This window comes from Halomonas sp. 113 (assembly GCF_904067645.1).
Taxonomy (GTDB): Bacteria; Pseudomonadota; Gammaproteobacteria; order Pseudomonadales; family Halomonadaceae; genus Vreelandella; species Vreelandella titanicae.
The window spans coordinates 399787-424655 of the sequence record NZ_LR881453.1; the positions used below are offsets into that span (position 1 = coordinate 399787).

A 24869-nucleotide genomic window follows, 5' to 3' on the forward strand; every position below is an offset into this window, starting at 1 on the left:
TTGCGAGAAAACAGTCATGTAAAAATAAAGAGGGTGGATCGTCGGTATCCACTGGATCATCGGGAAGAGAGGCCCACTATGAATAATAAATTTAATAAGCTCACCCTGGCTGCTGCCATTACGGCCGCTTTTGCCAGCCAAGCCCACGCGGGCGGGTATCAAATTAACGAGCAGAGCGTGAGTGGGCAGGGCTATGGCCATGCCGGGCGAAGCTCTAACATCCATGATGCAACCATTGTGTACGGTAACCCAGCGGGTATGTCGTTTTTAGACCGTGCCCAGGTGACCGTTGGTGGCACGTATCTAAACGTGAATACTGACATCTCTAATGTCGAAGCTTCTCGCTATATCGACTCCGGGGTCGCGCTTGGTGGCGCGCCAAATGGCAATCAGATTCCCGTTGGTAGTATCCCCGGTGGGAATGATGGCGATATGGTGCCGGGGACGCCGATCCCCTTTGCGTTTTATGCGCACCCGGTGACCGACCAACTTGCATTCGGGTTTGGGGTGTATGCACCCTTTGGCTCAAAAACCGATTATGAAGATGATTTCCAGGGTCGCTACTTTGGCGACTACACCGAAGTCAAGGTGGTCAGTGCACAGCCGACGGTTTCTTACCGCTTTAATGACCAGTGGTCAGTAGGCGCGGGGATTACTTACAACCGTGTGGAAGGCGAACTACGCCGACAAGTACCCAGTGAGGCCACCTTTAACCCAGATGCCGACATCGACTCGCGGGTTGATGGTGACGACGAAGCGTGGGGCTATAACTTAGGCGTAATCTATCGTCCAGTACCTGAAACCACCCTGGGGCTGACTTACCGCTCGAAAGTAGACTACACCTTGGAAGGTGATTTTAGCGCTACTGATCCCCTGGGTAATGTCGTTCGCTCAGATACTGCTAGCCTGGATTTGACCACCCCTGAGACGGTTAACTTCTCGCTTACCCAGCAAATGACTGACCGTCTCAAGCTGATGTTCGGTGCATCCTGGGTGCGTTGGAGCCACTTTGATCAAATTTTGGTTACCGGCAGCCAAGGCGATACGATTACCCAAGAGTTTCAGAACTATTCAAACGCCTGGGCGTTTGCCACTGGCGGCGAGTACCAGTTAACCAAGACATTGGCGCTTCGTGCTGGGGTTACGTTAGACATGACGCCGACCAATGATGAGGATCGTAGCGTACGTATTCCTTCCGATGATCGGCGTATTTTCTCGCTGGGGGCAGGATGGAGCCCAACGCCTGACCTGACTGTCGATGTTGCCTACTCCTATCTGTCAGAGCGCGGCACCTTTGTTGAGCAGGATCGTAGCGACCTGCTGGCCAGCCAGGCCACGGGTGGCCAGCCGGTTGGCGGGGCCTCCTACTCAGCCGACTACAAAAACGAAGCTCACGGTTTTGGTGCTCAGTTAACCTATCGCTTTTAAGCCCTAAAGAGCCAAACCCCAATGAAACCCGGCGCATGCCGGGTTTTTTATTGCCTAGTGGCAGGCCATTGGATGCGGGGCGTGTCGGCTTTCGTTACACTATGCGCTTTTCTGATCGATACACCTCTGTACGATCCGAGTAGACCAAGCTAGGGCGATCCCATGTTGGAAACCAATCCGATTCACAACCAGCTCAAGGACCTGTCTGAGCGGACAGACGTTCTTAGGGGGTATCTTTGACTATGCCGAGAAGAAAGATCGGCTAGAAGAGGTCACCCGCGAACTGGAAGACCCCAATGTCTGGAACGATCCAGACTACGCGCAGAAGTTAGGCAAAGAGCGCGCCTCCCTCGAAGCCATAGTGGCCACCATTGATGAACTTGAGCAGGGCCTTGGCGATAGCCGGGATCTGCTAGAGCTTGCAGAAATGGAAGAGGATGAAGGCACCGTCGAAGAAGTGTGCAAAGAGCTGGACAGCATGCAGGCGGCGTTAGAAAAGCTTGAGTTTCGGCGCATGTTCTCCGGTGAAATGGATCAGAACAACGCCTACCTGGAAATTCAGTCCGGCTCTGGTGGCACCGAAGCTCAGGATTGGGCCAATATTTTACTGCGCATGTATCTGCGCTGGGCGGAGAGTCACGGCTTCAAAGCCGATATCACCGAAATCTCTGCGGGCGAAGTGGCGGGCATTAAGTCGGCCACGGTGCATATCCAGGGCGATTACGCTTTCGGCTGGCTGCGTACTGAAACCGGCGTGCACCGCCTAGTGCGTAAAAGCCCGTTTGATTCCGGTGGCCGTCGGCATACTTCGTTTGCCTCGGTATTCCTGTCCCCGGAAATTGACGACAGTTTCGAGGTAGAGATTAATCCCTCGGACTTGCGCGTCGATACCTACCGCTCCAGCGGCGCGGGCGGTCAGCACGTAAACACCACCGATTCGGCCGTGCGGATTACCCACGAGCCGACCGGTATCGTGGTGGCCTGCCAGGGGCAACGCAGCCAGCACGCCAACCGCGATTTTGCCATGAAGCAGTTGAAAGCGCGGTTGTGGGAACACGAGATGCAAAAGCGCAACGCCGCCAAGCAGGAGGCCGAGGACTCCAAGGCTGACATCGGCTGGGGAAGCCAGATTCGCTCTTACGTGCTGGATGATCAGCGCATCAAGGATTTGCGCACCAGCGTGCAGTCCAGCAACTGCGATAAAGTGCTCGACGGGGATATTGATCAATTTATCGTCGCCAGCTTGAAGCAAGGTTTGTAATTTTTTTAGCGTTTGAACATGAACAGGGTGCCCCATGGCTAACCAAGACGCGTCTCCTGCAGACAACGAAAACCACCTGATCGCCGAGCGCCGTGCCAAGTTGACTGCTCGCCGTGAGCGCGCCGCTGAGCAGGGAAAGAGTGCGTTTCCCAATGATTTTCGCCGCGACAGCCTAACCGTCGAGCTGCAAAATGCCTTCGGCGATAAAGACAAGGCCGAGCTTGAAGCGCTGGATCACCACGCCGCTGTGGCGGGTCGTGTGATGCGTCAACGTGGCCCCTTCATCGTCATTCAAGATGTGGCCGGGCAAATCCAGCTCTACGTGGATAAAAAGGGCCTGCCCGCCGACGTGCTGGAAGACGTTAAAAGCTGGGATATCGGTGACATCGTCGCTGCCCACGGGCCGGTGCATAAATCCGGCAAGGGCGATCTGTACGTGATGATGAAAGAGGCGCAGCTGCTCACCAAGAGCCTGCGCCCGCTGCCGGACAAGTTTCACGGCCTCACCGATATGGAAGCCCGCTATCGCCAGCGCTATGTGGATCTGATCATGAATCCGCAGTCGCGCAAGGTGTTTGAAACCCGCGCAGCGGTCATCAGCTCCATGCGCCGCTTCTTTGAAGCGCGTGGTTTTATGGAAGTAGAGACACCGATGCTCCAGCCGATCCCCGGCGGAGCGGCGGCTCGGCCGTTCATTACCCACCACAATGCGCTGGATATCGACATGTATCTGCGTATTGCGCCAGAGCTTTACCTCAAGCGTCTGGTGGTGGGCGGTTTTGAGAAAGTGTTCGAGATTAACCGCAACTTCCGCAACGAAGGGTTATCAACGCGCCACAACCCAGAATTCACCATGGTGGAGTTCTACTGGGCCTATGCGGATTACCGCGACCTGCTCGATATGACCGAAGCGATGCTGCGCACCGCCGCTGAAGAAGTGCTCGGTAACTCAGTGATTGAGTATCAGGGCGCGAGCTACGATTTCGGCAAACCTTTTGCCCGCTTAACGCTACGTCAGGCGATTCTCGATCATGGTGACGGCATTGCCGACAGCGATTTGGATTCGCTGGAAGCGGCGCGGGCAACTGCCGAGAAACTGGGCATCAAGGTCAAAGAGAGCTGGGGCCTGGGCAAGGTGCAAACGGAGATATTCGAAGAGGTTGCCGAGCATAAACTCGACCAGCCGACCTTTATCACCGAATACCCGGCTGAAGTGAGTCCGCTTGCCCGGCGTAATGACGCCAATCCCTTCGTCACTGACCGCTTTGAGTTCTTTGTCGGTGGTCGCGAAATCGCCAACGGCTTCTCGGAGCTTAACGACGCAGAAGATCAGGCGGAGCGCTTCCGTGCCCAGTCAGCGGAAAAAGATGCCGGTGACCTGGAAGCTATGTACTACGATGCAGATTACGTACGTGCTTTGGAGTACGGCATGCCGCCCACCGCGGGCGAAGGCATCGGTATTGACCGCTTGGTGATGCTGTTCACCGACAGCGCCTCGATTCGCGATGTGTTGCTGTTCCCGGCGATGCGCCCTGAAGTGGACTAACACGCTAAGATAACGGATGAAAAGTTGGTAAGGGCGCGTTATAGCGCCCATAATGGTCAACGTTTCGACGGCGAGGAGAATCCCATGAAACTGCTTAACCGCTCCGCACTGAGCGTCAGGCCGACCCAGCCCTTTGTGGACTGGATCAACGCGCTGGAACCCACCATGGGAGACGACGACCTGACCCTGGACGACGTCGAACGTGAAAGTACCATTTACCTGATTCCAGAGATGGATACCCCGGAAGCGCTGGAAACTTTTGTGCGCGACCGCTACGTGGAAATTCTCGAGACTGAGCTGCGCGCTTGGGAAGAGGACGAACGGCAGTGGCCGGATAAACTCGACTGGGCATTGTTCCAGGAGTTTGTGCGCGTCGAGCACAGCTACCTGGCCATTGATCTAGACGACGAAACGGCGCTGGAAATCTCAGAAGTCGATGATGCGTTACTGCTCGATAGTGAGCAGGACTAGCCGTTAGCGTGCTAGTATTTAGGCAAGCCTAGTACTACATAAGCCCAGTGTTTGCCTGCGCGTTTGGCTGGTAACAGCCCGCTAGTGCACTGTGAAATGCCACACTGTTAAATAGCGCACTTCGAAACCGGCTTAGGCCGGTTTCATCGTTTTTAACGCTGTGTCTTTAGACGCAGTGTCTTTAATCGTTTCGCGTTGGCCGTTTCGTTTAAGATCTCTCCTGCCTAGGAACGCTTGCATGCGACTGTTTGAAACCCGCCCCGGCGACGATGGCCTGCCTGGGCCTGAACGCGCCCTTGCTGTGCTAGCGCTGGTGACCGGTACCTTGATGGCGGTGGTCGATACCACCATGATCAACCTGGCGCTGCCCACTATTGCCGCCGACTTGAATGTGTCGGCATCCCGAGCGGTATGGATTACTAACCTGTTTCAGGTTGTTTGTGCGGCTTTTTTGCTCGTGTTTGCGGGCATTAGTGAATTGATCACACGTCGCAGGCTCTACCTGTTTGGACTGGCCACCTTTGTCGCTGCCGCGCTAGGGGCAGCACTATCACGCAATTTAGAAACGTTGCTGGTGTTTCGTGCCTTTCAGGGGCTAGGTGCTGCGGCCACACTATCGATTGGACCATCGCTCTATCGAGCCATTTTCCCCTCGCGACTATTGGGCAGTGCCCTTGGCTTAAGTGCCTTGGTGGTGGCCGGTGGCTATGCAGCAGGGCCCACGTTAAGCGGTGTGATCCTGTCCTTTGCCGACTGGCCCTGGCTGTTTGCACTAAATGTGCCGTTGGGTCTTTGCTCGTTATGGCTCGCCAAGCGTGCATTGCCCCGAGAAGAGCCACGCAAAGGCAGTTTTGATGTGGCTGGGGCGCTGCTCTCGATCGTTATGCTGGCCAGCTTCTTTATTGCCATGGACGCCGTGAGCCACGCCGCGCCGATTTGGCAAAGCGGCGGCTGGGTACTGTTGGCAGTATTGGCCTGTGCTGGGTTTATTGCGCGTCAGCGTCGTGCGCCGTATCCACTGTTGCCGCTTAGCGTGTTTGCCGAGCTGCGCTTTACACTGGCGGTATCGGCCTCTGGGCTTGCCTTTATAGGTCAGGGCCTTACGTTTGTAGCGCTGTCGTTTTTCTACCAGGAGCAGATGGGTTTTTCGCCACTGGAAACCGCTTGGCTGTTCACTCCTTGGCCACTGGCTATCATGTTCGTTGGCCCTGTAGCGGGGCGCTTAGCCGACCGTATTAATCCCAGTATTCTCTCCAGCGCGGGGCTTGGCCTACTTATCATTGGCCTGATTGCGCTGGCGCTGGTCGATGAGTCGACCGGCGTGGCGGGAAGTCTATGGCGCACTGCGCTATGCGGTATTGGTTTTGGCCTGTTCCAGCCACCCAACAATCGCGAAATGATGGGTAGTCTGCCACCGGAGCGCAGTTCCAACGTCTCTGGCGTCATGAGCACCACGCGTACCGTCGGGCAGTCGTTTGGCGTAGCCTTAGTCGGTGCTGCATTGGCGCTAGGCTGGCCGGTACAGGTAACGCTCTGGCTGGGGGCGGCGACCACGCTGCTGGCGCTCTTGGCAAGCGTGGCGCGTATGCCGCTGGCAAGGCGTGCGTTACACGCTCGACGGGCATCGTCTGCGGGCCAGTAAGCGCGTACAATAAAATGGTTTGTGATCTCTCAAGGAGAACCTTATGACGCTGCAGACACAGATTGAGCAGAAGTTAACGGCACTTGCGCCGGACGTGCTGCAGGTTGAAAACGAAAGCCACATGCACAACGTGCCCGCGAACTCTGAAACCCACTTCAAAGTGACGCTAGTGAGTGACTCCTTCGACGGCATGATGCCGGTGAAGCGTCACCAGCAAATTTATGCGCTGTTGGCCGATGAGCTTTCCGGACCGGTGCACGCCTTAGCGCTGCATCTTTATACCCCCAGCGAGTGGCAGGCACGCGGCGGTGAACGCCCGAGCTCACCCAACTGTCGCGGCGGCGGGAAGTGAATCAAGAAGTTACTCGGCGCCACTACCTGGACGCCATGGGTATTACCGCCTGGGCCGCGAAGTACCAGTTGCCTAATGCGCTGCCCACCGAGGCCTGCGAGTGGGAGGATTCGACGCCTGCCCCTACGCCACCTCGGGAGCGGCTACAGGCATTGCTGGACGACGCCCCTGCGCCCAAGCGGCAAACGTCCAAACCTCAACCGTCCGAACTTCAATCTTCCGACCCCCAGGCCTCAGGCGAAGCCATTGCCTCACCCTCGGCGGTGCGGGCACTGCTGGGTCAAGACAAGCAGCGTGCGGACAAGTCGGGCCAAAATAAGCCGGCGATTGCCAACCCGGAGACGGCGACTTCCAGCGCGGAAACCGTGCCAGCCAAACCGCTTAAGTTCGCGCTCTCCTGCGTTTGTCTTGAGGGCCGCTGGATGGTGCTGCAGGCGGGGGAAATGAGTCCGCTTGAGCAGCAGCTACTGGCCAACCTGTTACAGGCCGCGGGCATTCAGCGTGGAGCGTTGCCGGAAGTGAGCCACTTCACCTGGCCGCAAATGGCCAACGCCTTTGCGGTGGAGGATCCCCTGGACGAAGCCCGCGAGGGCTTGGCGGCGTTTATCGCTGGAAGCGCGAGCCGACAGGGGTGGCGGTTAGAGCGATTACTCTGGTGGGGTGAGTTGGAAGCCGAGCCTGATACCGAATCTGGAGCTGAACAAGCGCCGCTGGAGCGCATACTGAACGTGGCTGAAGGTCACAGCCAAACGCTTTCGCTGCCCTTATGGCAGGGCCCCTCACTTGGGGCGCTCCTCGACGGTAGCCATAGTAAGCGCGACCTCTGGCCAGCGCTGCAGGCGTTAGGCCAGCAGTGGGAAGCCGATAAGGCGACTGGCGCTCAGGCAGTGGGCACTCAGTTAGAAAGTGCTCAGCAGGCAACGGATGATCACTGAACTCAACGTTGAGCACCTAGCCCTACTGATTGCGCTTGAGTACCGGGCGCAGAGCGGTACTTCTGAGACGCAAATGCTGGCAGCGTTGGGCAGCCAGGATACCTGTGTACTGGGCTGGTGGCAGGATGAGCAGTTGTTAGGGTACGCCATTGTGGCGCGACTGCCGTTTGAGGCGGAACTACAAGCCATTGGAGTACACCCAGAGCAGCGACGCAGTGGAGCAGGTCGGGCGTTGATGGAGGTCGTGCTGTCCACCGCACGCGGCTGGCTGAGCGAGCGGCTGCTGCTAGAGGTGCGGGTGAGTAATCTTAGCGCTATCCGGCTCTACCAGCGCTGCGGGTTTAGCGAAGACGGACGGCGCAAAGGCTACTACCCACCGCTATCGTCGCAAGCCGCCGCCGGGCGTGAGGATGCGCTGCTGATGTCCCTGGTGCTTTAGGGCAGCAGCGCACTTATCCTGAGCCTAAGGCGTGCTGGAGGTTTCGAGGCTGTCGAACTTGCTGAGCAGGCTGTTGAGGCGACGCTCCCACTCTTCGCGCTCCTCTTTCAGCTTGGCGTTTTCGCCGCGCAGCTCTTCATTTTCCAGTTTCATCATCTCCAGTGCATCAACAGTGTCGGTGACTTTCTGCTCAAGTTGATTAAATAGCTCCAGACTCATGTATCTCTCCCTAGCGTAAAAACGAAAACCCAAAATAGGTCATAAAAAGGCACCCAAATAAACAAGCACAAAGCTTGTCAGTAGGGACGAATGAGGCGAGCGTAACGCCACCGCCGCGTGGCGGCAAGCGCTGTTTACGGTGCTTGACGTTGATAGAGCCGCGCAGTGCTTTCGCCCGCCTGGGTTTCGCGGTGCAATAGCCAGTTGGCGGGCACCTTGGGAGCCAGCGATGTCTCGGTTTCCAGGTAAATCATTGCCTCGTTATCCAGCCAGCCACTAGTTTCCAATGTCGAACAGCAGGGCGCGGCCAACTGCTGATGGAAAGGCGGGTCAAGAAAGACCAGCGTATAGGGCTTGGCTGGGCGCGTCAGATAAGTCTGAACATCGTTAACATGCACCGCGCTTGCGGTAATATTGAGCGATGCCAGATTGGTCGACAGCTGCGCCGCTACCCGCGGGTCGCGCTCGACAAAATCGACCCAGGAGGCGCCGCGAGACACCGCTTCAATGCCTAGCGCACCGGTACCTGCGAACAGGTCGAGTACCTGCTGGCCGTAAAGCTGTTGGCCGAGCCAATTGAACAGCGTTTCACGCACGCGGTCTGGGGTTGGACGCAAGCCTGGGCTATCCAGCACCGGCAACTGACGGCGGCGGAACTCACCGCCGATGATGCGTAACTTACCAAGTGGCTTACCAACGGGTTTGCCAAGTTGTTGACCACCCCGCTGAGCAGGTGTGCGGCGGGATGTAGAGGATCGAGGGGGGCGTTGTCGTGTCATAAAGCGGATTGTAGCGGGCTGTTTATCCAAAGTCTTGGGTTACGGTGTTAGCATAACCTTAATGTCCACTATTTATGTCGGGTAACACTCATGTTTGGTTTTTTTAAACGCAAGAATAAGCAAGATCCGCAACAGGCGCCTCAAGACAAGCAGGCGCAGGAGGAGCAGTTAAAGGAGCAGCCTCAAGAGCAAGCCGATGAGATGGACATTGCAACGCCCGAGACTTCCACTGACGTTGTTGAAGAGACCTCAGAAGCGCCGGAAACTTTGCCAGAGCCAGAGCCAGAGCCAGAGCCAGAGCCAGAGCCAGAGCCAGAGCCAGAGCCAGAGCCAGAGCCAGAGCCAGAGCCAGAGCCAGAGCTGACGCCCGCGCCCGCCTTGCAAGAGAAACCGGTGGCTGACAAAAGCGACCAGAAAGGCTGGTTTGCGCGTATCAAGTCAGGCCTGGGGAAAACCCGTGCCAATTTAACCGATGGCATCGCCGATCTGTTTTTAGGTAAAAAACAGATTGATGACGAACTGCTGGAAGATCTGGAAACGCAGCTGTTAATGGCCGATGTGGGCATTGATGCGACGACCGAGATTATTGGTCGCCTGGAAGCGAGGGTCTCGCGCAAAGAGTTGAACAACCCAGAAGCCCTCTACCGTGGCCTGCAAGAAGAGTTGTCCGCCATGCTGGCGCCGGTCGCCAAACCGCTTGTACTGGAAAAGGCGGGCAAGGGGCCGTTTGTTATTTTAGTGGTGGGTGTTAATGGCGTGGGTAAAACCACCACCATTGGTAAGCTCACCCAGCGTTTTCAGCGCGAAGGCAAAAGCGTTATGTTGGCGGCCGGTGACACTTTCCGTGCCGCCGCTGTCGAACAGCTCAAAGTCTGGGGCGAGCGCAACAAGGTGCCGGTCATCGCCCAACACACCGGCGCGGACAGCGCCTCGGTGATTTATGACGCGGTAGCGGCCGCCACTGCGCGAGGTGTTGATGTACTGATCGCCGATACCGCCGGACGGCTACATAACAAAAGCCACCTGATGGAAGAGCTGAAAAAAGTCCACCGGGTGATGCAGAAGCTAGATGACACCGCGCCTCATGAAGTGATGCTGGTGCTGGATGCGGGCACCGGGCAAAACGCGATTTCCCAGGCCAGCACCTTTAACGACGCCGTGCCGGTCAGCGGGATCACGCTAACCAAACTGGACGGCACCGCCAAAGGCGGGATTATTTTCGCGCTGGCTAAACAGCTGGAAACGCCGATTCGTTTTATTGGTGTGGGGGAGGGTATCGACGATCTGCGCCCCTTCGAGGCCAATGATTTTGTCCAAGCGCTATTTGACCGCCAAGGGGACGATGCCAGCGCATGATCGCCTTTGAGCATGTGGGAAAACGCTACGGTGGACGCTTTGAAGCGCTGGCACATCTTAACTTTCGGGTTGCCCGGGGCGAAATGGTGTTTCTTACCGGTCACTCCGGGGCGGGGAAAAGCTCGCTACTACGCTTAATCATGCGCCTTGAGAAACCTAGCCGTGGGCGCGTCGTCGTAGCGGGGCACGACATTGCCCAGCTGCATGCCAGCCAAGTGCCGTTCTATCGGCGCCAAATTGGCGTGGTTTTCCAGGATCATCAGCTGCTCTTTGATCGCAGCATTTTTCACAATGTTTCTCTACCGCTGGAGATTCAAGGGGTTGAACCTCGGGAAGCCGCCCGCCGTGTGCGTGCCGCGTTAGATAAAGTGGGGCTGCTGCATCGTGAAAAGGCGTTGCCCATAGAGCTCTCCGGCGGCGAGCAGCAGCGGGTCGGCATTGCCCGGGCGGTGGTTAATAAGCCCGCGCTACTGCTTGCCGATGAACCGACGGGCAATCTGGATCCCCAGCTTTCGGCGGATATCATGGCGCTATTTGAGGACTTTAATCGGATTGGTACCACCGTGATGATCGCCAGTCACGATTTGGCCCTAATTGCCCGACTGCGCCACCGCATCCTGCGCTTAAGCGACGGCAGGTTGGTAGCCGATGAGGGGGCGGTATGAGGTCATCCGCGACACCCAAGCGTCGTCAGGGAGCAGCATTAAAAACGCCGCGCAAAGCCGCTGTTAAACCAGCGGTTGAGAAAGCCCAAGCGCCACAGCGGGGCGCCAGGTCGCAGCAAACGCGCTTTTCCAGCCGCCTGCGGGCATGGGGGCGCCATCACCGCAGTATGGGGTGGGATAGCTTTCAGCGCTTGATACGCTATCCGCTGGGTAATCTCCTGACCATGCTGGCGATCGCTATTGCACTGGTACTGCCTGCGGCGCTGTGGCTAACCCTGGATAGTGCCCGCCTGCTGGATGCAGAGCTTGATGAGAGCGCCACCCTAACGGTCTACCTGGAGTTGAGTGCTGATGATGCCCAGTCGCTGCGTATCGAGGAGGCGGTCAACGCGGAACCGGGCGTGCTCGAAACCCAGCTGATCAGCGCCGAGCAGGGTATGGCGGAGTTCCAGCAGTCGCTGGGGCTCGATGATGCCTTGGCAGGGCTGGAGAGTAACCCGCTGCCTATCAGTATGGTGGTACGCCCAGAAAGCGTTGATCCAGTTGCCATGCAGCAGTTGGCCGCCCGTCTTGAAGCGCTCGCTGGGGTGGATGAGGTGCGTCTTGACCTGGCCTGGGTAGAGCGGCTGAGAAACTTAGCCGAGCTAGGTCGCCGTGTAGCGCTGGCGCTAGGGGTGCTGTTTGGTTTAGGCGTGCTGCTGGTGGTCGGTAATACCATTCGTCTCTCGGTGGAGAGTCGTCGCCGGGAAATTGAAGTCGTGATGCTCATTGGCGCCACGCATGCCTTTGTGCGACGGCCTTTCCTATACAGCGGTGCTTGGTATGGCTTAGGCGGTGGGCTGTTGGCACTGGGTTTGTTAGGTCTGGGCAATCACTGGCTTTCCCTGCCGGTATCCGCTCTGGCGGCAAGTTACGGGGCGAGTTTTTCTTTACCTCAACTCGACGTGACAGGCTCTACAATTCTGCTATCTTGCAGTACACTACTAGGTTGGTTGGGTGCCTGGTTGGCGGTGACTCGTCACCTTTCGAGTATTCGGCCAAGATAATTGATGAATTCTAAGCAGCTAATGCGATACTGCTGGTAATGCTTAACCTGCGAACTTTATGCTTGCGTTAAGGTCTCAGTATTGCAGACATTCGTATGACTGAATGTGTATGACTGAATTAGTATCACGGTTTTGTAATAGGTTATTGATAACGTGCTACGTCAACCACGATGGGTTACAGGGGAGACCACCTGCACATGAGCACTAGTCTTCTACCGGTGGGGCAGCTTTCGCCCGGCGGCGATCTGGGCGGTTACATCCGCGCAGTCAATGGAATTTCGGTATTAACGGCCGATGAAGAGCGTGAGCTCGCTTATCGCCTCTATGATGAAGGCGATCTGGAAGCCGCTCGTCGTTTGGTACTGTCGCATTTGCGCTTTGTGGTGCATATCGCGCGTAGCTATTCGGGCTATGGGTTGCCCCAAGCGGATTTGATTCAAGAAGGTAACGTTGGCTTGATGAAAGCCGTCAAGCGCTTCGATCCGAACCAGGGCGTTCGTCTGGTTTCGTTTGCCGTGCACTGGATTAAAGCAGAAATTCACGAATTTGTGCTGCGCAACTGGCGGATCGTTAAGATTGCCACGACCAAAGCCCAGCGCAAGCTGTTCTTTAACCTGCGCGGTGCGAAGAAGCGTTTGGCGTGGTTGAACAACGACGAAGTGGACGCCATCGCCAAAGATCTCGACGTTAAGCCCGAGATCGTGCGCGATATGGAAGGGCGCTTGTCGTCTTACGATGCAGGCTATGATGCTCCGGCAGGCGATGATGAAGAGAGCACCTATCAAGCGCCGGTGCACTTCCTGGATGATTCCGCTTCCGACCCTGCCACGCAGTTGGAAGATAGCAACTTCGAGGAAGACTCGACGCGCCGTTTGCAGCTTGCCCTCGAAGGGCTTGATGAGCGCTCGCGGGATATTCTCCAGCGCCGCTGGTTAGCCGATAGCAAAGAGACGCTGCATGATCTGGCCGACGTCTACGGCGTCAGCGCGGAGCGTATTCGCCAGCTCGAAAAAAATGCCATGAAAAAGCTGCGTCAGAAAATGGGTGAGGAAATGGTCGCCTAAGACCACGCTGAATGCACAATTTGTGGCTTTTCAGCATTAAAAAAACCGGCTCCCGTTAAAGGAGCCGGCTTTTTGTGCAGCCAGCACGCGAGCCTAAGCAGGCTGTGCCGTGGCGCGCAGTAAGTGGGCCGATAGCAGCGACCACTGATCTTCCCAATGTTCGGTGGGCAAGCGCTTAAAGTCGCTGCGCACATACTGTGAAATTCGCCCCTCCGCCTGGGCCGCTAACAAATTGGCAGCGGCAGAGGCAGGAATCGTGGGGCGTAGGCCTTCACGCAGTTCGGCTTCGCGCAGAATCTGCTTAAGCTGCATTTCCAGGCGTTCAAACAGCTGGTTGACCCGCTGGCGTAGCCGTGCGGTTTCGCCGGTGAGTACGTCGCCGCCCATCACTCGTGCCAGGCCAGGATTTTTCTCAGCAAAGCCCAGCAGCAGCGCGAGTATGGTGCCGCAGCGGGAGGTGGCGTCGGGAACGTCTTCTAAAATACGCGTGATGCGGGCAAAAATACTCTCTTCGATAAAGTCAATCAGCCCCTCAAACATACGCGCTTTGCTGGGAAAGTGGCGGTAGAGCGCCGCTTCTGAAACTCCTACCTGGCGGGCGAGGGCGGCTGTGGTAATGCGCTTGCCGCTATCTTCCTCGAGCATCAATGCCAGGGCTTGGAGAATTTGCTCGCGGCGGCGAGGTTTTTGATCTTCGCTCATAATGTGGCCTCCGTCGCGGTTAGCTCGCGTCCTTGATTTGAGTACCTACCCCAGCATTGGTGAAAATTTCCAGTAACACCGCGTGGGGGACACGGCCATCAATAATGTGCGAGCTGTTCACGCCGCCCTTCACTGCATCCAGCGCGCAGCGGATTTTGGGCAGCATGCCGCCATAAATCGTGCCATCGGCGATCAGGTCATCCACCTGAGCGGTGCTTAAACCGGTGAGCACTTCACCTTCGGTATTCATTAACCCGGCGACATTGGTGAGTAGCATCAGCTTTTCTGCATTGAGCGCTTCGGCGATCTTTCCCGCTACCAGGTCAGCGTTGATATTGTAGCTGTGGCCTGCGGCGTCGACGCCAATCGGTGCAATCACCGGAATAAAATCACGCGCTGCCAGCATCTCGATAAGCTCGGTTGAGATCGACTCCACTTCGCCCACATGGCCAATATCGATGATCTCGGGCGCCGTCATTTCGGGACTTTGGTGCTCAACTTTGAGCTGGCGGGCACGAATTTGTGAGCCATCTTTACCGGTCAAGCCAATCGCTTTACCGCCGCTTTGATTGATCAGGTTGACGATGCTTTTGTTGACCAAGCCGCCCAGTACCATCTCGACCACGTCCATGGTTTGTGAGTCGGTAACGCGCATGCCGTTGACGAAGCGAGATTCAATGTTGAGCTTTTTGAGCAGGTCTCCGATCTGCGGCCCGCCGCCATGCACCACCACCGGGTTGATGCCGACTTCCTTCATTAACACGATATCGCGGGCAAAGGAGTCGATCAGGGTGCTTTCGGTCATGGCGTTACCGCCATATTTGACCACCACGGTTTTGCCGGAGAACTGCTGAATATACGGGAGGGCTTCGGAAAGCACCTCCACAACGACCTGGGGATCGCGACTGGCTGAACTCATGAGGTTGTCCCTTGCGAACGTTTATTATGCTGCTAACGTTTATGCTGATTAAGTGATGAGGGTCGCGCTTTCTAGGTGGTCGCGATCCCTCCAGCCCCGAGCTATTTAAAGAGCTATCTGTCTACTGGGGGAGCTCAATGTCTGGCGCGACGCGCCGAAGCGCGTCGTTAAAAATTGCTTTGATGCGTGCTAGCGCGGCCTCGTCTTTCCCTTCAAAGCGCATGACCAGTGCAGGCGTGGTGTTCGAGGGGCGGCACAGCCCCCAGCCATCCTGGTAGTCAACGCGAATGCCGTCCAAAGTTGTTTTTATACCTTCGCCGAAGTCGCCCTCGCGAGCAAGCTTATCCACCAGAGAAAATTTGTTATCGTCGCTAACCGCTATATTAATTTCCGGTGTGGCAACGTCTTGAGGGAAGTTGGCAAAAAAAGTATCGGCGTCGTCGGCTTGATTGGCGAGAATCTCTACCAGCCGAGCGGCGGCGTAGAGGCCATCGTCAAAACCATACCAGTGCTCTTGGAAAAAAATATGCCCACTCATCTCGCCACCAAGCTGAGCGCCGGTTTCCTGCATACGCGCCTTGATCATCGAGTGCCCGGTACGCCACATTTCCGGTTCGCCGCCGGCCTCGCTGATCACTTTGACCAAGTTGCCAGTGCACTTAATATCGAAAATAACCTTGGCCCCAGGTTGGCGCGCGAGCATATCGGTGGCAAACACCATCAGCAGGTGGTCGGGATAAATCAGCTTGCCAGTGGGTGTGACAACGCCCAGACGGTCGCCATCACCATCGAAAGCAAGGCCAATGTCGGCCCCGGTTTCGTGCACTTTGCGGATCAGATCCTGGACATTTTCCGGCTTGCCCGGATCAGGGTGGTGATTGGGGAAATGGCCGTCAATTTCCGCAAACAGCGGGATGGTCTCAATACCTAACCGTGCCAGCAGCTGCGGACCGAGTTCCCCGGCAACGCCGTTGCCGCAGTCGACCACGGCTTTTATCGGTCGGTTGATCTTAACGTCGCCTAGAATGCGCGTTAAATAGCGTTCACGAACATCCTGCTGGGTGATACTGCCTTGAGCATTGTCTAAGCTACTGTCTAGGTTGCCGGACTGGATACGTTCAAACAGGGCTGTAATCGCATCACCAGAGAGCGTTTCGCCGCTCAGCACAATTTTAAAGCCGTTATAGTCAGGCGGATTGTGGCTACCGGTGACCATTACGCCTGATTGGGTGCCTTCCAGTATGTGAGTGGCGAAGTAGAGCACCGGGGTGGGCACCATGCCGATATCGATCACATCGCGCCCTGCGGCGTTCAGGCCACGCATCAGCGCTGCCTGCAGCCGAGCGCCTGAAAGGCGACCGTCGCGGGCGACTACCACGCTGGATTCGCCCCGCGCGGCGGCCTCAGAGCCGACAGCACGCCCGATCATTTCTACCGTCTCTTCAGTGAGCGTGTCGTCAACGATACCGCGAATATCGTAGGCGCGAAAAATCGAAGCGGGTACAGACTGTGCGTTCATAGGGCTTCCCAGCTAAATAGACGTTTCCTTAAAAGGGTTCCTAAACAGGCGCGACCACTCGTTACTGACTGCCCGTACTGCCAAACCCGGCGCCGCCCCTTGAGGAGTCTTCAAACGCGTCCACCAAGGAGAGTTCGGCCTGTACCACAGGCACAAGCACGTACTGTGCCAGCCGATCGAAGGGGGTTAGCGTAAACGAGCTCTGACCACGGTTCCAGACCGAAATCATTAGTTCGCCCTGGTAATCTGAGTCGATTAAACCCACTAAATTGCCTAGCACGATGCCATGTTTATGCCCCAAACCGGAGCGCGGTAGGATCATGCCTGCCAAACCCGGATCTTCAATATAGATGGCAATGCCGGTGCGTACGAGCTGGCAATCGCCGGGCGCTAATATTAACGGCTCATCCAGCAGGGCGCGCAGATCCATTCCCGCCGAGCCAGCTGTCGCGTAGGCAGGGAGGTAGTCGTGCAAACGCTCATCTAATACTTTGCACTGCAGGCGGGGGCGGGCACTCATGGGGATTCTCCAGATGTTTTCGTAGCGGCTGTTGTGGGTAGTAGGGCGAGCGCTTGACGGATGATGGTGGTGGCCAGCTGTGTCTTCGGCTGTGCAACTTCTGAGCGGCTCTCGACGCCTTGAGGGGTGCGCCAGAGTATCCAGGCGGCGTTCTGGTCGCTGCCAAAGCCCAGGCCAGCCTGGGAGACGTCGTTGGCGACGATCATATCCAGCCCTTTGCGCTGTAATTTATCCCGTGCGTAACGCTCAACCTCCTGGGTTTCGGCGGCAAAGCCGATCACCAGCGGGCGCTGTTTGGCGGGCAGTGCCGCGACGCCGGCGATGATATCGGGATTTTTAACCAGGGTCAGGGTGAGTGTGTCGCTATCATCCTGCTTTTTGAGCTTATGCTCGGCAGGGGCTGCCGCGCGATAGTCGGCGACAGCCGCGCAGCCGATAAACAGCGCCGCTTGAGGCGCTAGCCGCTGAGCTTCAGCGTGCATCTGCTCGGCTGACTCAACGTCAATTCGCGTCACGCCCTGGGGAGTGGGTAGGTCAACCGGCCCACTGATCAGCGTCACCTTGGCCCCTTCAGCTACCGCGGCTGCGGCCAGGGAAAAGCCCATTTTCCCCGAGCTGTGATTGGAGATGTAGCGCACGGGATCCAGTGGCTCACGGGTAGGGCCAGCGGTGATCACAATATGGGGTGCATGTGAGTGAGGCGCTGTGGTGATAGGGGCAGCAAACAGCGCCGTAACCGCGCTAAAAATCTCTTCAGGCTCGCTCATGCGGCCTGGCCCCACATCGCCACAGGCCTGGTCACCGGCGGCGGGGCCTATGAGCTGCCAACCGTCATGCTCAAGCTGCGCTACGTTACGCTGGGTGGCGGGGTGGCGCCACATAGCCTGGTTCATCGCCGGGGCAATCAGTTTGGGCGCTTCTGAGGCCAGGCAGAGCGTAGTGAGCAGGTCGTCGGCCATACCGTGCACCAAACGAGCGATAAGGTCGGCAGTCGCCGGAGCGATCAGCACTATATCCGCCCAGCGGGCCAGCTCAATATGGCCCATGCCCGCCTCGGCTTCGGGGTCGAGTAAAGAGGTGCGCACAGGCTCGCCGGAGAGCGCCTGCAGCGTGAGCGGGGTAATAAAGGCCTGGGCCCCGTCGGTCATCACCACGCGCACCTCGCAGCCCACCTGCTTGAGCAGGCGCACAAGCAACGCGCTTTTGTAGGCAGCGATACCCGCACTAACGCCGAGCAGTACGCGTTTGCCGGCGAGCGTCGACGCGCTTGTCGAGTTAACAGCAGAGGCCATGGTCAGTGATCCATATCCGCGTTCGTAAGGAGGCTTACCATACCATTGGCACCAACAATTTGGCATATTGAGCACAAACAAGGTTAAGCTAGGTTTAATGAGGCTTATGGCTGTAAAGCTATGCGTGTTGAGGCTGGCTTCGATCGACAAAGATGGGCAGCGCGGGTGAGGTGCGATGGGAATTAATCACTGGCCGGAAGGTGAGCGGCCCCGGGAAAAGCTATTAAATACTGGCGCCCAGGCGCTCTCAGATGCCGAGTTGCTGGCAATTTTTTTGCGTGTTGGCGTACAGGGTCGTTCGGCGGTCGATTTAGCGCGGGATTTACTCAGCAGTTTCGGTGGTTTGCGCCAACTGCTAGAGGCCGATCAGGAAAGCTTCTGTGCTGCCCGTGGGTTAGGTAGCGCCAAGTACGCTCAGCTCCAGGCGACGCTTGAGCTGTCGCGGCGCCATTTAGCCAGCCAGTTGGCGCGGGGCAATGCGCTGACATCACCTGCCTTGGTGCGCCACTACCTGAGTTCGCAGCTACGCCATTTAGGGCATGAGGAGTTTGCGGTGCTTTTTTTGGATACTCAGCACCGAATTATTCGCTATGAATCGCTGTTTCGCGGTACCCTAGACAGCGCATCCGTTTACCCCCGCGAAGTTGCCAAGCGCGCATTAGAGCTGAGCGCTGGCGCCGTTATCCTGGCGCATAACCACCCTTCTGGTGTGGCAGAGCCAAGCGATGCTGATCGACGTATCACGGAACGCCTCAAAGAGGCGCTGGTACTTTTTGACGTGCGCGTGCTGGATCATTTCGTGGTGGGGGATGGAGAAGTGATCTCTTTTGCCGAGCGCGGCTGGCTATAAGCAGCATAAGAATGCACTGCTCTATGCCGTTTTGATTAAGTCTATGCCGTTTTGATTAAGTAAAATGAGCAAAAAAGTGCTTTTCCAGCCTTTTTTGTGGGTTTTGCTTGCTGTAAGTCGGGTGCTCTGGTATAAAGTGCCACCTTTAAACTTGGGTTGAATAACGGATTTGGATAAAGCTTGGCGGTTAACGGCGTCGACACCTTCCCTGCTCCGGTTTGCCCGACAGTTTTGAACACTCAGGTTATTATATCCTGGCCAAGCAGTTGGAGGCTCTAATGTCCAAAGTATGTCAGGTTACCGGCAAGCGTCCGGTAACTGGAAATAACGTTTCACACTCCCAGCGTAAGACACGTCGTCGTTTCTTGCCGAACCTGCACACCCATCGTTTTTGGGTTGAGTCTGAGAACCGCTTCGTCAAGCTGCGCGTTTCCACTAAAGGAATGCGCATCATCGACAAGAAAGGTATCGACACAGTTTTGGTTGCTATTCGTAAGCGTGGCGACGCTATCTAAGCCAGCTTTATTATACAAAGCCCTTTGGGCCAGGTATTTTGGGCCAAGCATTTTGGGAGAGTTAAACCATGCGCGATAAAATCAAGTTGGTGTCCAGTGCCGGTACAGGCCACTTCTACACCACTGATAAGAACAAGCGGAACACTCCGGATAAATTTGAATTCAAGAAATTCGACCCGGTCATCCGTAAGCACGTGATCTACAAGGAAGCGAAGATCAAGTAATCGCTTTTGCGATGTTGATCGGCTTCCACTGCAGGCGAGCGCCTGTTCAAAAACCCGGCCTCAAGCCGGGTTTTTGCATGCATGTCTTTCGTGTGTCGCATGCTTCGCTAAACCACCTTCATTAGGCTGTCACTACAGGCAGGTACGATGTCTAAATATGCCCGAACTTCCTGAAGTTGAAACCACCCGACGCGGGATTGCTCCCTATATTGAAGGCCAGGAAGTCACCGAAGTGCTGGTGCGTCAGCCGCGGCTGCGTGTGCCTGTGCCCGATGATCTGGCCGAGCGGTTGGTAGGTGCGCGCATTGGGGGGTTGATGCGGCGGGCAAAATACCTGCAGATTCCTATCCAGGCTGGCGGCGCGCTTGAAGGTGACGCTAGCGCGACGCTGCTCTGGCACTTGGGTATGTCGGGCAGTCTGCGGATTGCCCGGGTGGGGGATTTGCCTAAAAAGCATGACCACGTGGACGTGGTGACTGCCAGCGGCTATGTGCTGCGCTATCACGATCCCCGTCGGTTTGGCTTTGTGGATTGGCAGGCCGCAGACGCAGCGCAGGATAAACGGCTTGCTCACTTGGGCCCTGAGCCGCTGTCTGATGCGTTTAACGGCAAATGGCTCTACACGCTCTCGCGCAACAAGCGCGTGGCAGTAAAACCGTTTCTGATGGATAACCAGGTGGTTGTTGGTGCCGGGAATATCTACGCGGCAGAGGCGCTATTTATGGCCGGCATTGATCCCCGCCGTGCGGCGGGGAGAGTTTCCCGTGCTCGCTATGACGCCTTGGCCCTGGCCGTGAAAGACGTGCTGGCGGCGGCAATTACCCAAGGTGGCACCACGCTGCGGGACTTTGTCAGTGGCCAGGGTGAGCCCGGCTACTTTGCCCAACGCCTTAATGTTTATGGCCGCCACGGCCAACCCTGTTTGCGCTGTGGCGCTGAGCTTCGGCGCATTACGCTTGGCCAGCGTGCTAGTGTGTTCTGCCCCGGCTGCCAGCGCTAATGGCTACCTATCAGTGCTACTGTTTTATTTAAGTATTGCTTTGCCTCATCTTTTGCCTTGCCTCCGTTTTTAAGCCCAGGTTTTAAGACACAGGTTTTTAAGGCAAGGTTTTAAAGACAAAATTTTTGGAGATTGCTGTGACCCAACGCCTGCGCCTGAATAAAAATGCCGACCGCCGTCTTAAAGCGGGCCATCTTTGGATCTACTCCAATGAGGTGGATATCAAAGAGACGCCGCTGAAAAACTTTGCGGCAGGCGAAACCGCACTGGTAGAAGCCTCCAATGGCAAAGTAATGGCCGTCGCGTATGTAAACCCTCATTCGTTAATTGCTGCCCGGATAATGTCTCGTGACCCCGAGATGCGCTTGGATCGTTCGCTGTTTGTACACCGCTTTAATCAAGCGTTGGCACTGCGTCAGCGCCTTTATGCGCAGCCGTTCTACCGCTTGATCCACGGCGAAGGCGACCTGTTGCCAGGTTTGGTGATCGATCGTTTTGGTGATGTCCTCGTCGTGCAGCTCAATACCGCGGGTATGCAGGCGCTGGCGGATGAAATTGTCGACGCGCTGGAAAAAGTCATCAAACCGGAGGTGATCGTCTTCCGTAACGATACTGGCGGCCGTCGTCAGGAAGGTCTTGAGGCCCACGTTGACGTCATCAAAGGTACGCTGCCTGACGAAGTGGTGCTCGAAGAGAACGGCGCTCACTTTGTGGTGCCGGTGCTGAACGGTCAGAAGACCGGCTGGTTCTTTGATCACCGGGTTAATCGCGAGTGGATCAATCGCAATGTGGAAGGTAAGCGCGTGCTGGACGTATTCAGCTACGTAGGCGGTTGGGGCGTGCAGGCGGCTGTTCATGGCGCGAGAGAGGTGATGTGCCTGGACTCTTCAGGCCCGGCGCTGGCTCAAGTGGCGCGCAACGCCGAGCTGAATGGCGTGCAGGAGAAGGTAGCGGTTAGTGAGGGAGATGCATTTGAAGCGTTAGCAGCGTTGAAGGCAGAGGGCGAGGAGTTTGACGTGGTCATTCTTGACCCGCCAGCGTTTATCAAAAAGCGCAAGGACATTCCCAACGGTGAGCGTGCCTACGCCCGCTTGAACCGCGAGGCCATGCGCCTGCTGGGTCGCGATGGTCTGCTGTTGTCTGCGTCCTGCTCCATGCACCTGGCGCCCGAGCGGCTAATGGACGTAGTGCGTGGTGCGGTTCGCCACCAGGATCGTCACGGGCAGGTGATTTTCCAAGGCCACCAAGGGCCTGATCACCCGGTGCATCCGGCTATCCCTGAAACGTCTTACCTGAAGGCGCTGGGTGTGCGTGTGTTCCGCGACTAGTTCAGGTAGCTAGAGTTCAGAGAAGTCAGCGTGTAGGGGAGTAAAGGTACACAGGAGTTAGCCGATGGAGTGGGCGCTGCCCGATCCTTTTGTGATCGATATCCGCGTGGCCGATGAGGCGATCGATGCTTATCAGCACGTCAACAACAGTGAATACCTGCGCTGGGTTGAGCAGATTAGCTGGGCTCACTCGGTCGCGCTCGGCCTCTCTCTTGAGCGTTACCGAGAGCTTGATCGGGCCATGGTGGTTCACCGCCACGAGCTGGATTACCTGGCGCCTGCCTTTGCAGGTGATGAGCTACAGCTGGCTACCTGGATTGTCGATTGTGACGAGCGCTTTAGTTTGACCCGCCGTTTTCAGCTGGTGCGAGTCAAAGACGCTAAAACGTTGCTTTACGCCCGTACACGCTTTGCCTGCGTGGCGCTTTCAACAGGGCGGCCCAAGCGCCTGCCCGAGGAGTATCGGCGTATCTACGGCGGCGCAGTTATTGTGGAGTGACGTAGAACGAAGTGGATTTTTTCGTGTAGAACCGGCAATCGCTAGATTTTTCTCCTAAAAAACGCCTTAACCGGCGTTTTTTTTGTTTTTTGTTTCTGGGGTGGTGGTCAACGTTAGCTGTGCTGTAATTTGCTTAACAACATGACTGACCTTTAAAAGCACAGGAAAAATCCAATGAAAATTGCTGTCCCCAAAGAGATCAAAAATCACGAGTATCGCGTGGCCTTAACCCCTACCGGCGCACGGGAATTAGCCGGGCGCGGCCATCAGGTGAGCATTCAGGCCGGAGCCGGTGAAGGTGCAGGCTTTAGCGATGCTGATTTCCAAGCCGCCGGTGCGCACATAGAAGCAGATGTGGACACTTTGTGGCGCAACGCTGAGTTAATCCTCAAGGTGAAAGAGCCGCAGCCGGACGAGGTAGCGCGACTCGCCCCACAGCATACACTGTTCACCTATCTGCACCTGGCCGCCGAAGAGCCCCTTACCCGTGGGCTGATGGAGAGCGGTGCCACCTGTATCGCCTACGAAACCATTACCGATGCCCGCGGTGGCCTACCGCTGCTGGCGCCTATGAGCACCGTAGCGGGACGAATGGCGGTGCAGGCTGGGGCCCATAGCCTGGAGAAGGCCCAGGGCGGTGCGGGCGTGCTGCTGCCCGGTGTGCCGGGTGTGGCGCCAGGTAAGGTAACCGTGATTGGGGGTGGCGTGGTAGGTGAAAACGCTGCGCGCATGGCGTTAGGGTTAGGCGCGGAAGTTACCATTCTGGATAAGTCGTTAGCGCGGCTTGAAGTGCTGGATGACCGTTACCAGGGGCGCATTAAAACCGTTTACTCCACCGCAGACGCGCTGGAAACGGCCACCCGTGAGTCTGACATGATCATTGGCGCGGTGCTGGTGCCCGGCGCCGCTGCGCCAAAACTAATCACTCGCAGTATGCTGGCTGATATGAAGCCTGGCAGTGTACTGGTCGATGTTGCCATCGATCAGGGCGGCTGTTTTGAAACCAGCAAGCCCACCACCCATGCCGAACCGACCTATATCGTCGATGGGGTGGTTCACTACTGTGTGGCCAATATGCCCGGCGCGGTAGCACGTACGTCCACCCAGGGGCTGACCAACGCCACGCTGCCCTTTGTACTCGCCCTGGCAGATAAGGGCTGGCAGCAGGCGCTGCATGACGACCCACACTTTCTCCCGGGCCTTAACGTGCACGCGGGGCAAGTCACCTACCAGGCCGTAGCGGATGCCTTTGGGCTGGAAAGTATCGACCCTGCGAGCGTTGTTGGCAGCTAAACTGTTGAAAGCTAGCTGTCGGCGGCTAATTAATTAGTCGCATCCGGGGCTGGCGTTAGTTCAGTAGTGGGGCGGAAGTTCATCCTCGGGGCGCTGGCCGCCCTGGGGTTCGCTTGCCTGGAGTGCCTGGTGCTGCTCACGCAGGCGTTCGCGCATTAGGCCGCTGAGCTGCTCCAGTTTCTCCAGGCGGCGCTCCTGTTGTACCACCGCTTGATCCAGGGTATCCAGCCAATGCTCTTGATGGGCTATGCGACTCTCTAAAGATTCAAGACGTTGAGCTAGGTCAACAGGCGATAATTCATGTGTCATGATAACATTGCAGCCTTATGTAGTAGTATGCCGGTGCTATTGGGAATGGGCCTGATAGTGCGGGTATTGTCCTTCGTCTGTTACCCATACAACAAGAGAGCTTTTTTTTTCTATGAACCCAAAAGTTGTGTTTCGCTGTTTCTTAATCAGTGTATTACTTGCCGCCCCCACGCCACTTTTGCTGGCGGGGATTGTTCATTTAACCGATAGTGCCCTCGCCGAGCTGTGGATGGCCGAGTTGGCAATCAGTGGAGTTAGCGGTGTCTATATCGCCGTTGCGATAGGTAGTTTTATTGTTCTGTGTATTGGCACATTAGCGTCTGCCGCTTTTGCGCCCTCGATCGTGGTGGCGTCCGATGCTGTGGTTCGTCCCAAGCCAGCAACGCGCCAACCCCAAGCGGCTGCACCGTTGGACGATGATGAGGAGGAAGACATCATCGATCCTAACGATGGCCGCGAAGAGGGTGAAGTAAAGTGGTTCAATACCAACAAAGGCTACGGTTTTATTACCCGCGATAATGGCGAAGATGTGTTTGTACACTTCCGTGCCATTCGTGGTCGTGGCCCGCGTATGTTGGCAGAAGGCCAAATCGTGCGTTATCACGTGATTAAAAATGAGCGTGGTTTGCAGGCCGACGATGTCAGTATTATTGAGTGAGCCCAACGGCTAGTTAAATTGATCGTTGGATAGTAACG

Annotated in this window: 28 protein-coding genes; 20 read left to right on the forward strand and 8 right to left on the reverse strand. The window is 56.6% G+C overall.

Annotated elements, in window-relative coordinates:
- The first annotated feature begins 78 nt into the window (after positions 1-78).
- The 8 genes from YERSI8AC_RS02090 to rimI all read left to right on the forward strand — a co-directional run bounded on the left by YERSI8AC_RS02090 (position 79) and on the right by rimI (position 8074).
- A complete protein-coding gene (locus YERSI8AC_RS02090; protein WP_022520223.1) occupies positions 79-1428 on the forward strand; it encodes an OmpP1/FadL family transporter in 1350 nt (449 codons plus the stop codon).
- A gap of 162 nt (positions 1429-1590) precedes the next feature.
- A protein-coding gene (prfB, locus tag YERSI8AC_RS02095) for a peptide chain release factor 2 (RefSeq protein ID WP_138800386.1) occupies positions 1591-2689 on the forward strand; the annotation gives its coding sequence in 2 pieces (ribosomal slippage) (positions 1591-1665 and positions 1667-2689; 1098 coding nt in all).
- 34 nt (positions 2690-2723) lie between these two features.
- The gene (gene lysS / locus YERSI8AC_RS02100) at positions 2724-4235 is read left to right on the forward strand and encodes a lysine--tRNA ligase (RefSeq protein ID WP_022520221.1); all 1512 of its coding nucleotides are present in this window, start codon (positions 2724-2726) and stop codon (positions 4233-4235) included.
- An 84-nt stretch (positions 4236-4319) separates the two neighbouring features.
- Positions 4320-4706 carry a hypothetical protein gene (locus YERSI8AC_RS02105; protein WP_022520220.1) on the forward strand — a complete coding sequence of 129 codons (387 nt, stop codon included), beginning with the start codon at positions 4320-4322 and terminating at the stop codon, positions 4704-4706.
- 238 nt (positions 4707-4944) lie between these two features.
- Positions 4945-6348: an MFS transporter gene (locus YERSI8AC_RS02110; RefSeq protein WP_022520219.1), complete on the forward strand. Its 1404-nt coding sequence runs from the start codon at positions 4945-4947 to the stop codon at positions 6346-6348.
- A 43-nt stretch (positions 6349-6391) separates the two neighbouring features.
- Positions 6392-6700: a BolA family protein gene (locus YERSI8AC_RS02115; RefSeq protein ID WP_039860389.1), complete on the forward strand. Its 309-nt coding sequence runs from the start codon at positions 6392-6394 to the stop codon at positions 6698-6700.
- Positions 6697-7635 (forward strand): hypothetical protein, encoded by a 939-nt coding sequence (locus tag YERSI8AC_RS02120; protein WP_159175991.1) that lies wholly within the window; start codon positions 6697-6699, stop codon positions 7633-7635. Before YERSI8AC_RS02115 ends, YERSI8AC_RS02120 begins: the two co-directional genes overlap by 4 nt.
- Positions 7625-8074 (forward strand): ribosomal protein S18-alanine N-acetyltransferase, encoded by a 450-nt coding sequence (gene rimI / locus YERSI8AC_RS02125; protein WP_022520216.1) that lies wholly within the window; start codon positions 7625-7627, stop codon positions 8072-8074. The genes YERSI8AC_RS02120 and rimI overlap by 11 nt, the downstream gene beginning before the upstream one ends.
- A 24-nt stretch (positions 8075-8098) precedes the next feature.
- Here the strand turns inward: rimI and zapB are convergent, their stop codons facing one another.
- Both zapB and rsmD read right to left on the reverse strand, forming a co-directional pair.
- A complete protein-coding gene (zapB, locus tag YERSI8AC_RS02130; protein WP_022520215.1) occupies positions 8099-8293 on the reverse strand; it encodes a cell division protein ZapB in 195 nt (64 codons plus the stop codon).
- Positions 8294-8427: 134 nt separating this feature from the next.
- Positions 8428-9072: a 16S rRNA (guanine(966)-N(2))-methyltransferase RsmD gene (gene rsmD / locus YERSI8AC_RS02135; RefSeq protein ID WP_022520214.1), complete on the reverse strand. Its 645-nt coding sequence runs from the start codon at positions 9070-9072 to the stop codon at positions 8428-8430.
- A 90-nt stretch (positions 9073-9162) separates the two neighbouring features.
- Between rsmD and ftsY the strand changes: the two genes are divergently transcribed.
- The 4 genes from ftsY to rpoH all read left to right on the forward strand — a co-directional run bounded on the left by ftsY (position 9163) and on the right by rpoH (position 13203).
- A complete protein-coding gene (ftsY, locus tag YERSI8AC_RS02140; protein ID WP_027957753.1) occupies positions 9163-10428 on the forward strand; it encodes a signal recognition particle-docking protein FtsY in 1266 nt (421 codons plus the stop codon).
- Positions 10425-11093, forward strand: a complete 669-nt coding sequence (ftsE, locus tag YERSI8AC_RS02145; RefSeq protein ID WP_022520212.1) for a cell division ATP-binding protein FtsE — start codon at positions 10425-10427, stop codon at positions 11091-11093. Before ftsY ends, ftsE begins: the two co-directional genes overlap by 4 nt.
- Complete coding sequence (ftsX, locus tag YERSI8AC_RS02150) at positions 11090-12139, forward strand: permease-like cell division protein FtsX (RefSeq protein ID WP_022520211.1); 1050 nt, start codon at positions 11090-11092, stop codon at positions 12137-12139. Before ftsE ends, ftsX begins: the two co-directional genes overlap by 4 nt.
- 197 nt (positions 12140-12336) lie before the next feature.
- Complete coding sequence (gene rpoH / locus YERSI8AC_RS02155) at positions 12337-13203, forward strand: RNA polymerase sigma factor RpoH (protein ID WP_022520210.1); 867 nt, start codon at positions 12337-12339, stop codon at positions 13201-13203.
- A 93-nt stretch (positions 13204-13296) separates the two neighbouring features.
- On the opposite strand, the gene slmA is transcribed toward rpoH, so the two are convergent.
- The 5 genes from slmA to coaBC form a co-directional block, all read right to left on the reverse strand.
- On the reverse strand, positions 13297-13905 hold the full coding sequence (gene slmA, locus YERSI8AC_RS02160) for a nucleoid occlusion factor SlmA (RefSeq protein ID WP_022520209.1): 609 nt from the start codon (positions 13903-13905) through the stop codon (positions 13297-13299).
- Positions 13906-13924: 19 nt separating this feature from the next.
- Positions 13925-14824, reverse strand: a complete 900-nt coding sequence (gene argB, locus YERSI8AC_RS02165) for an acetylglutamate kinase (protein WP_007111740.1) — start codon at positions 14822-14824, stop codon at positions 13925-13927.
- Positions 14825-14945: 121 nt separating this feature from the next.
- On the reverse strand, positions 14946-16343 hold the full coding sequence (locus tag YERSI8AC_RS02170) for a phosphomannomutase/phosphoglucomutase (protein ID WP_159175993.1): 1398 nt from the start codon (positions 16341-16343) through the stop codon (positions 14946-14948).
- 61 nt (positions 16344-16404) lie between these two features.
- The gene (dut, locus tag YERSI8AC_RS02175; RefSeq protein WP_022520207.1) at positions 16405-16863 is read right to left on the reverse strand and encodes a dUTP diphosphatase; all 459 of its coding nucleotides are present in this window, start codon (positions 16861-16863) and stop codon (positions 16405-16407) included.
- A complete protein-coding gene (coaBC, locus tag YERSI8AC_RS02180) occupies positions 16860-18155 on the reverse strand; it encodes a bifunctional phosphopantothenoylcysteine decarboxylase/phosphopantothenate--cysteine ligase CoaBC (protein WP_039860871.1) in 1296 nt (431 codons plus the stop codon). Before coaBC ends, dut begins: the two co-directional genes overlap by 4 nt.
- A gap of 175 nt (positions 18156-18330) precedes the next feature.
- Here coaBC and radC point away from each other — a divergent pair, with 175 nt between their 5' ends.
- The 7 genes from radC (at position 18331) to ald (ending at position 23864) form a co-directional block, all read left to right on the forward strand.
- On the forward strand, positions 18331-19005 hold the full coding sequence (radC, locus tag YERSI8AC_RS02185) for a RadC family protein (protein ID WP_009288617.1): 675 nt from the start codon (positions 18331-18333) through the stop codon (positions 19003-19005).
- A 278-nt stretch (positions 19006-19283) separates the two neighbouring features.
- Positions 19284-19520, forward strand: coding sequence for a 50S ribosomal protein L28 (gene rpmB, locus YERSI8AC_RS02190; RefSeq protein WP_022520205.1), 237 nt, complete (start codon positions 19284-19286; stop codon positions 19518-19520).
- Positions 19521-19588: 68 nt separating this feature from the next.
- The gene (gene rpmG, locus YERSI8AC_RS02195) at positions 19589-19744 is read left to right on the forward strand and encodes a 50S ribosomal protein L33 (protein WP_022520204.1); all 156 of its coding nucleotides are present in this window, start codon (positions 19589-19591) and stop codon (positions 19742-19744) included.
- A 157-nt stretch (positions 19745-19901) separates the two neighbouring features.
- The gene (gene mutM, locus YERSI8AC_RS02200; RefSeq protein ID WP_022520203.1) at positions 19902-20744 is read left to right on the forward strand and encodes a bifunctional DNA-formamidopyrimidine glycosylase/DNA-(apurinic or apyrimidinic site) lyase; all 843 of its coding nucleotides are present in this window, start codon (positions 19902-19904) and stop codon (positions 20742-20744) included.
- Between the two features lie 137 nt (positions 20745-20881).
- On the forward strand, positions 20882-22072 hold the full coding sequence (locus YERSI8AC_RS02205; RefSeq protein ID WP_159175994.1) for a class I SAM-dependent rRNA methyltransferase: 1191 nt from the start codon (positions 20882-20884) through the stop codon (positions 22070-22072).
- A gap of 64 nt (positions 22073-22136) precedes the next feature.
- A complete protein-coding gene (locus tag YERSI8AC_RS02210) occupies positions 22137-22571 on the forward strand; it encodes an acyl-CoA thioesterase (protein WP_009288620.1) in 435 nt (144 codons plus the stop codon).
- A gap of 174 nt (positions 22572-22745) precedes the next feature.
- Positions 22746-23864 carry an alanine dehydrogenase gene (gene ald / locus YERSI8AC_RS02215; protein WP_009288621.1) on the forward strand — a complete coding sequence of 373 codons (1119 nt, stop codon included), beginning with the start codon at positions 22746-22748 and terminating at the stop codon, positions 23862-23864.
- 60 nt (positions 23865-23924) lie between these two features.
- Here the strand turns inward: ald and YERSI8AC_RS02220 are convergent, their stop codons facing one another.
- Positions 23925-24173 carry a SlyX family protein gene (locus tag YERSI8AC_RS02220; RefSeq protein ID WP_022520200.1) on the reverse strand — a complete coding sequence of 83 codons (249 nt, stop codon included), beginning with the start codon at positions 24171-24173 and terminating at the stop codon, positions 23925-23927.
- 112 nt (positions 24174-24285) lie between these two features.
- Here YERSI8AC_RS02220 and YERSI8AC_RS02225 point away from each other — a divergent pair, with 112 nt between their 5' ends.
- Positions 24286-24831 (forward strand): cold-shock protein, encoded by a 546-nt coding sequence (locus tag YERSI8AC_RS02225; protein WP_022520199.1) that lies wholly within the window; start codon positions 24286-24288, stop codon positions 24829-24831.
- Positions 24832-24869: the final 38 nt, after the last annotated feature.

Coding starts and splice junctions, on each gene's coding strand:
- YERSI8AC_RS02090 (WP_022520223.1), top strand. CDS start 79: ATGAATAATAAATTTAATAAGCTCACCCTGGCTGCTGCCATTACGGCC.
- lysS (WP_022520221.1), top strand. CDS start 2,724: ATGGCTAACCAAGACGCGTCTCCTGCAGACAACGAAAACCACCTGATC.
- YERSI8AC_RS02105 (WP_022520220.1), top strand. CDS start 4,320: ATGAAACTGCTTAACCGCTCCGCACTGAGCGTCAGGCCGACCCAGCCC.
- YERSI8AC_RS02110 (WP_022520219.1), top strand. CDS start 4,945: ATGCGACTGTTTGAAACCCGCCCCGGCGACGATGGCCTGCCTGGGCCT.
- YERSI8AC_RS02115 (WP_039860389.1), top strand. CDS start 6,392: ATGACGCTGCAGACACAGATTGAGCAGAAGTTAACGGCACTTGCGCCG.
- rimI (WP_022520216.1), top strand. CDS start 7,625: ATGATCACTGAACTCAACGTTGAGCACCTAGCCCTACTGATTGCGCTT.
- zapB (WP_022520215.1), bottom strand. CDS start 8,293: ATGAGTCTGGAGCTATTTAATCAACTTGAGCAGAAAGTCACCGACACT.
- rsmD (WP_022520214.1), bottom strand. CDS start 9,072: ATGACACGACAACGCCCCCCTCGATCCTCTACATCCCGCCGCACACCT.
- ftsY (WP_027957753.1), top strand. CDS start 9,163: ATGTTTGGTTTTTTTAAACGCAAGAATAAGCAAGATCCGCAACAGGCG.
- ftsE (WP_022520212.1), top strand. CDS start 10,425: ATGATCGCCTTTGAGCATGTGGGAAAACGCTACGGTGGACGCTTTGAA.
- ftsX (WP_022520211.1), top strand. CDS start 11,090: ATGAGGTCATCCGCGACACCCAAGCGTCGTCAGGGAGCAGCATTAAAA.
- rpoH (WP_022520210.1), top strand. CDS start 12,337: ATGAGCACTAGTCTTCTACCGGTGGGGCAGCTTTCGCCCGGCGGCGAT.
- slmA (WP_022520209.1), bottom strand. CDS start 13,905: ATGAGCGAAGATCAAAAACCTCGCCGCCGCGAGCAAATTCTCCAAGCC.
- argB (WP_007111740.1), bottom strand. CDS start 14,824: ATGAGTTCAGCCAGTCGCGATCCCCAGGTCGTTGTGGAGGTGCTTTCC.
- YERSI8AC_RS02170 (WP_159175993.1), bottom strand. CDS start 16,343: ATGAACGCACAGTCTGTACCCGCTTCGATTTTTCGCGCCTACGATATT.
- dut (WP_022520207.1), bottom strand. CDS start 16,863: ATGAGTGCCCGCCCCCGCCTGCAGTGCAAAGTATTAGATGAGCGTTTG.
- coaBC (WP_039860871.1), bottom strand. CDS start 18,155: ATGGCCTCTGCTGTTAACTCGACAAGCGCGTCGACGCTCGCCGGCAAA.
- radC (WP_009288617.1), top strand. CDS start 18,331: ATGGGAATTAATCACTGGCCGGAAGGTGAGCGGCCCCGGGAAAAGCTA.
- rpmB (WP_022520205.1), top strand. CDS start 19,284: ATGTCCAAAGTATGTCAGGTTACCGGCAAGCGTCCGGTAACTGGAAAT.
- rpmG (WP_022520204.1), top strand. CDS start 19,589: ATGCGCGATAAAATCAAGTTGGTGTCCAGTGCCGGTACAGGCCACTTC.
- mutM (WP_022520203.1), top strand. CDS start 19,902: ATGCCCGAACTTCCTGAAGTTGAAACCACCCGACGCGGGATTGCTCCC.
- YERSI8AC_RS02210 (WP_009288620.1), top strand. CDS start 22,137: ATGGAGTGGGCGCTGCCCGATCCTTTTGTGATCGATATCCGCGTGGCC.
- ald (WP_009288621.1), top strand. CDS start 22,746: ATGAAAATTGCTGTCCCCAAAGAGATCAAAAATCACGAGTATCGCGTG.
- YERSI8AC_RS02220 (WP_022520200.1), bottom strand. CDS start 24,173: ATGACACATGAATTATCGCCTGTTGACCTAGCTCAACGTCTTGAATCT.
- YERSI8AC_RS02225 (WP_022520199.1), top strand. CDS start 24,286: ATGAACCCAAAAGTTGTGTTTCGCTGTTTCTTAATCAGTGTATTACTT.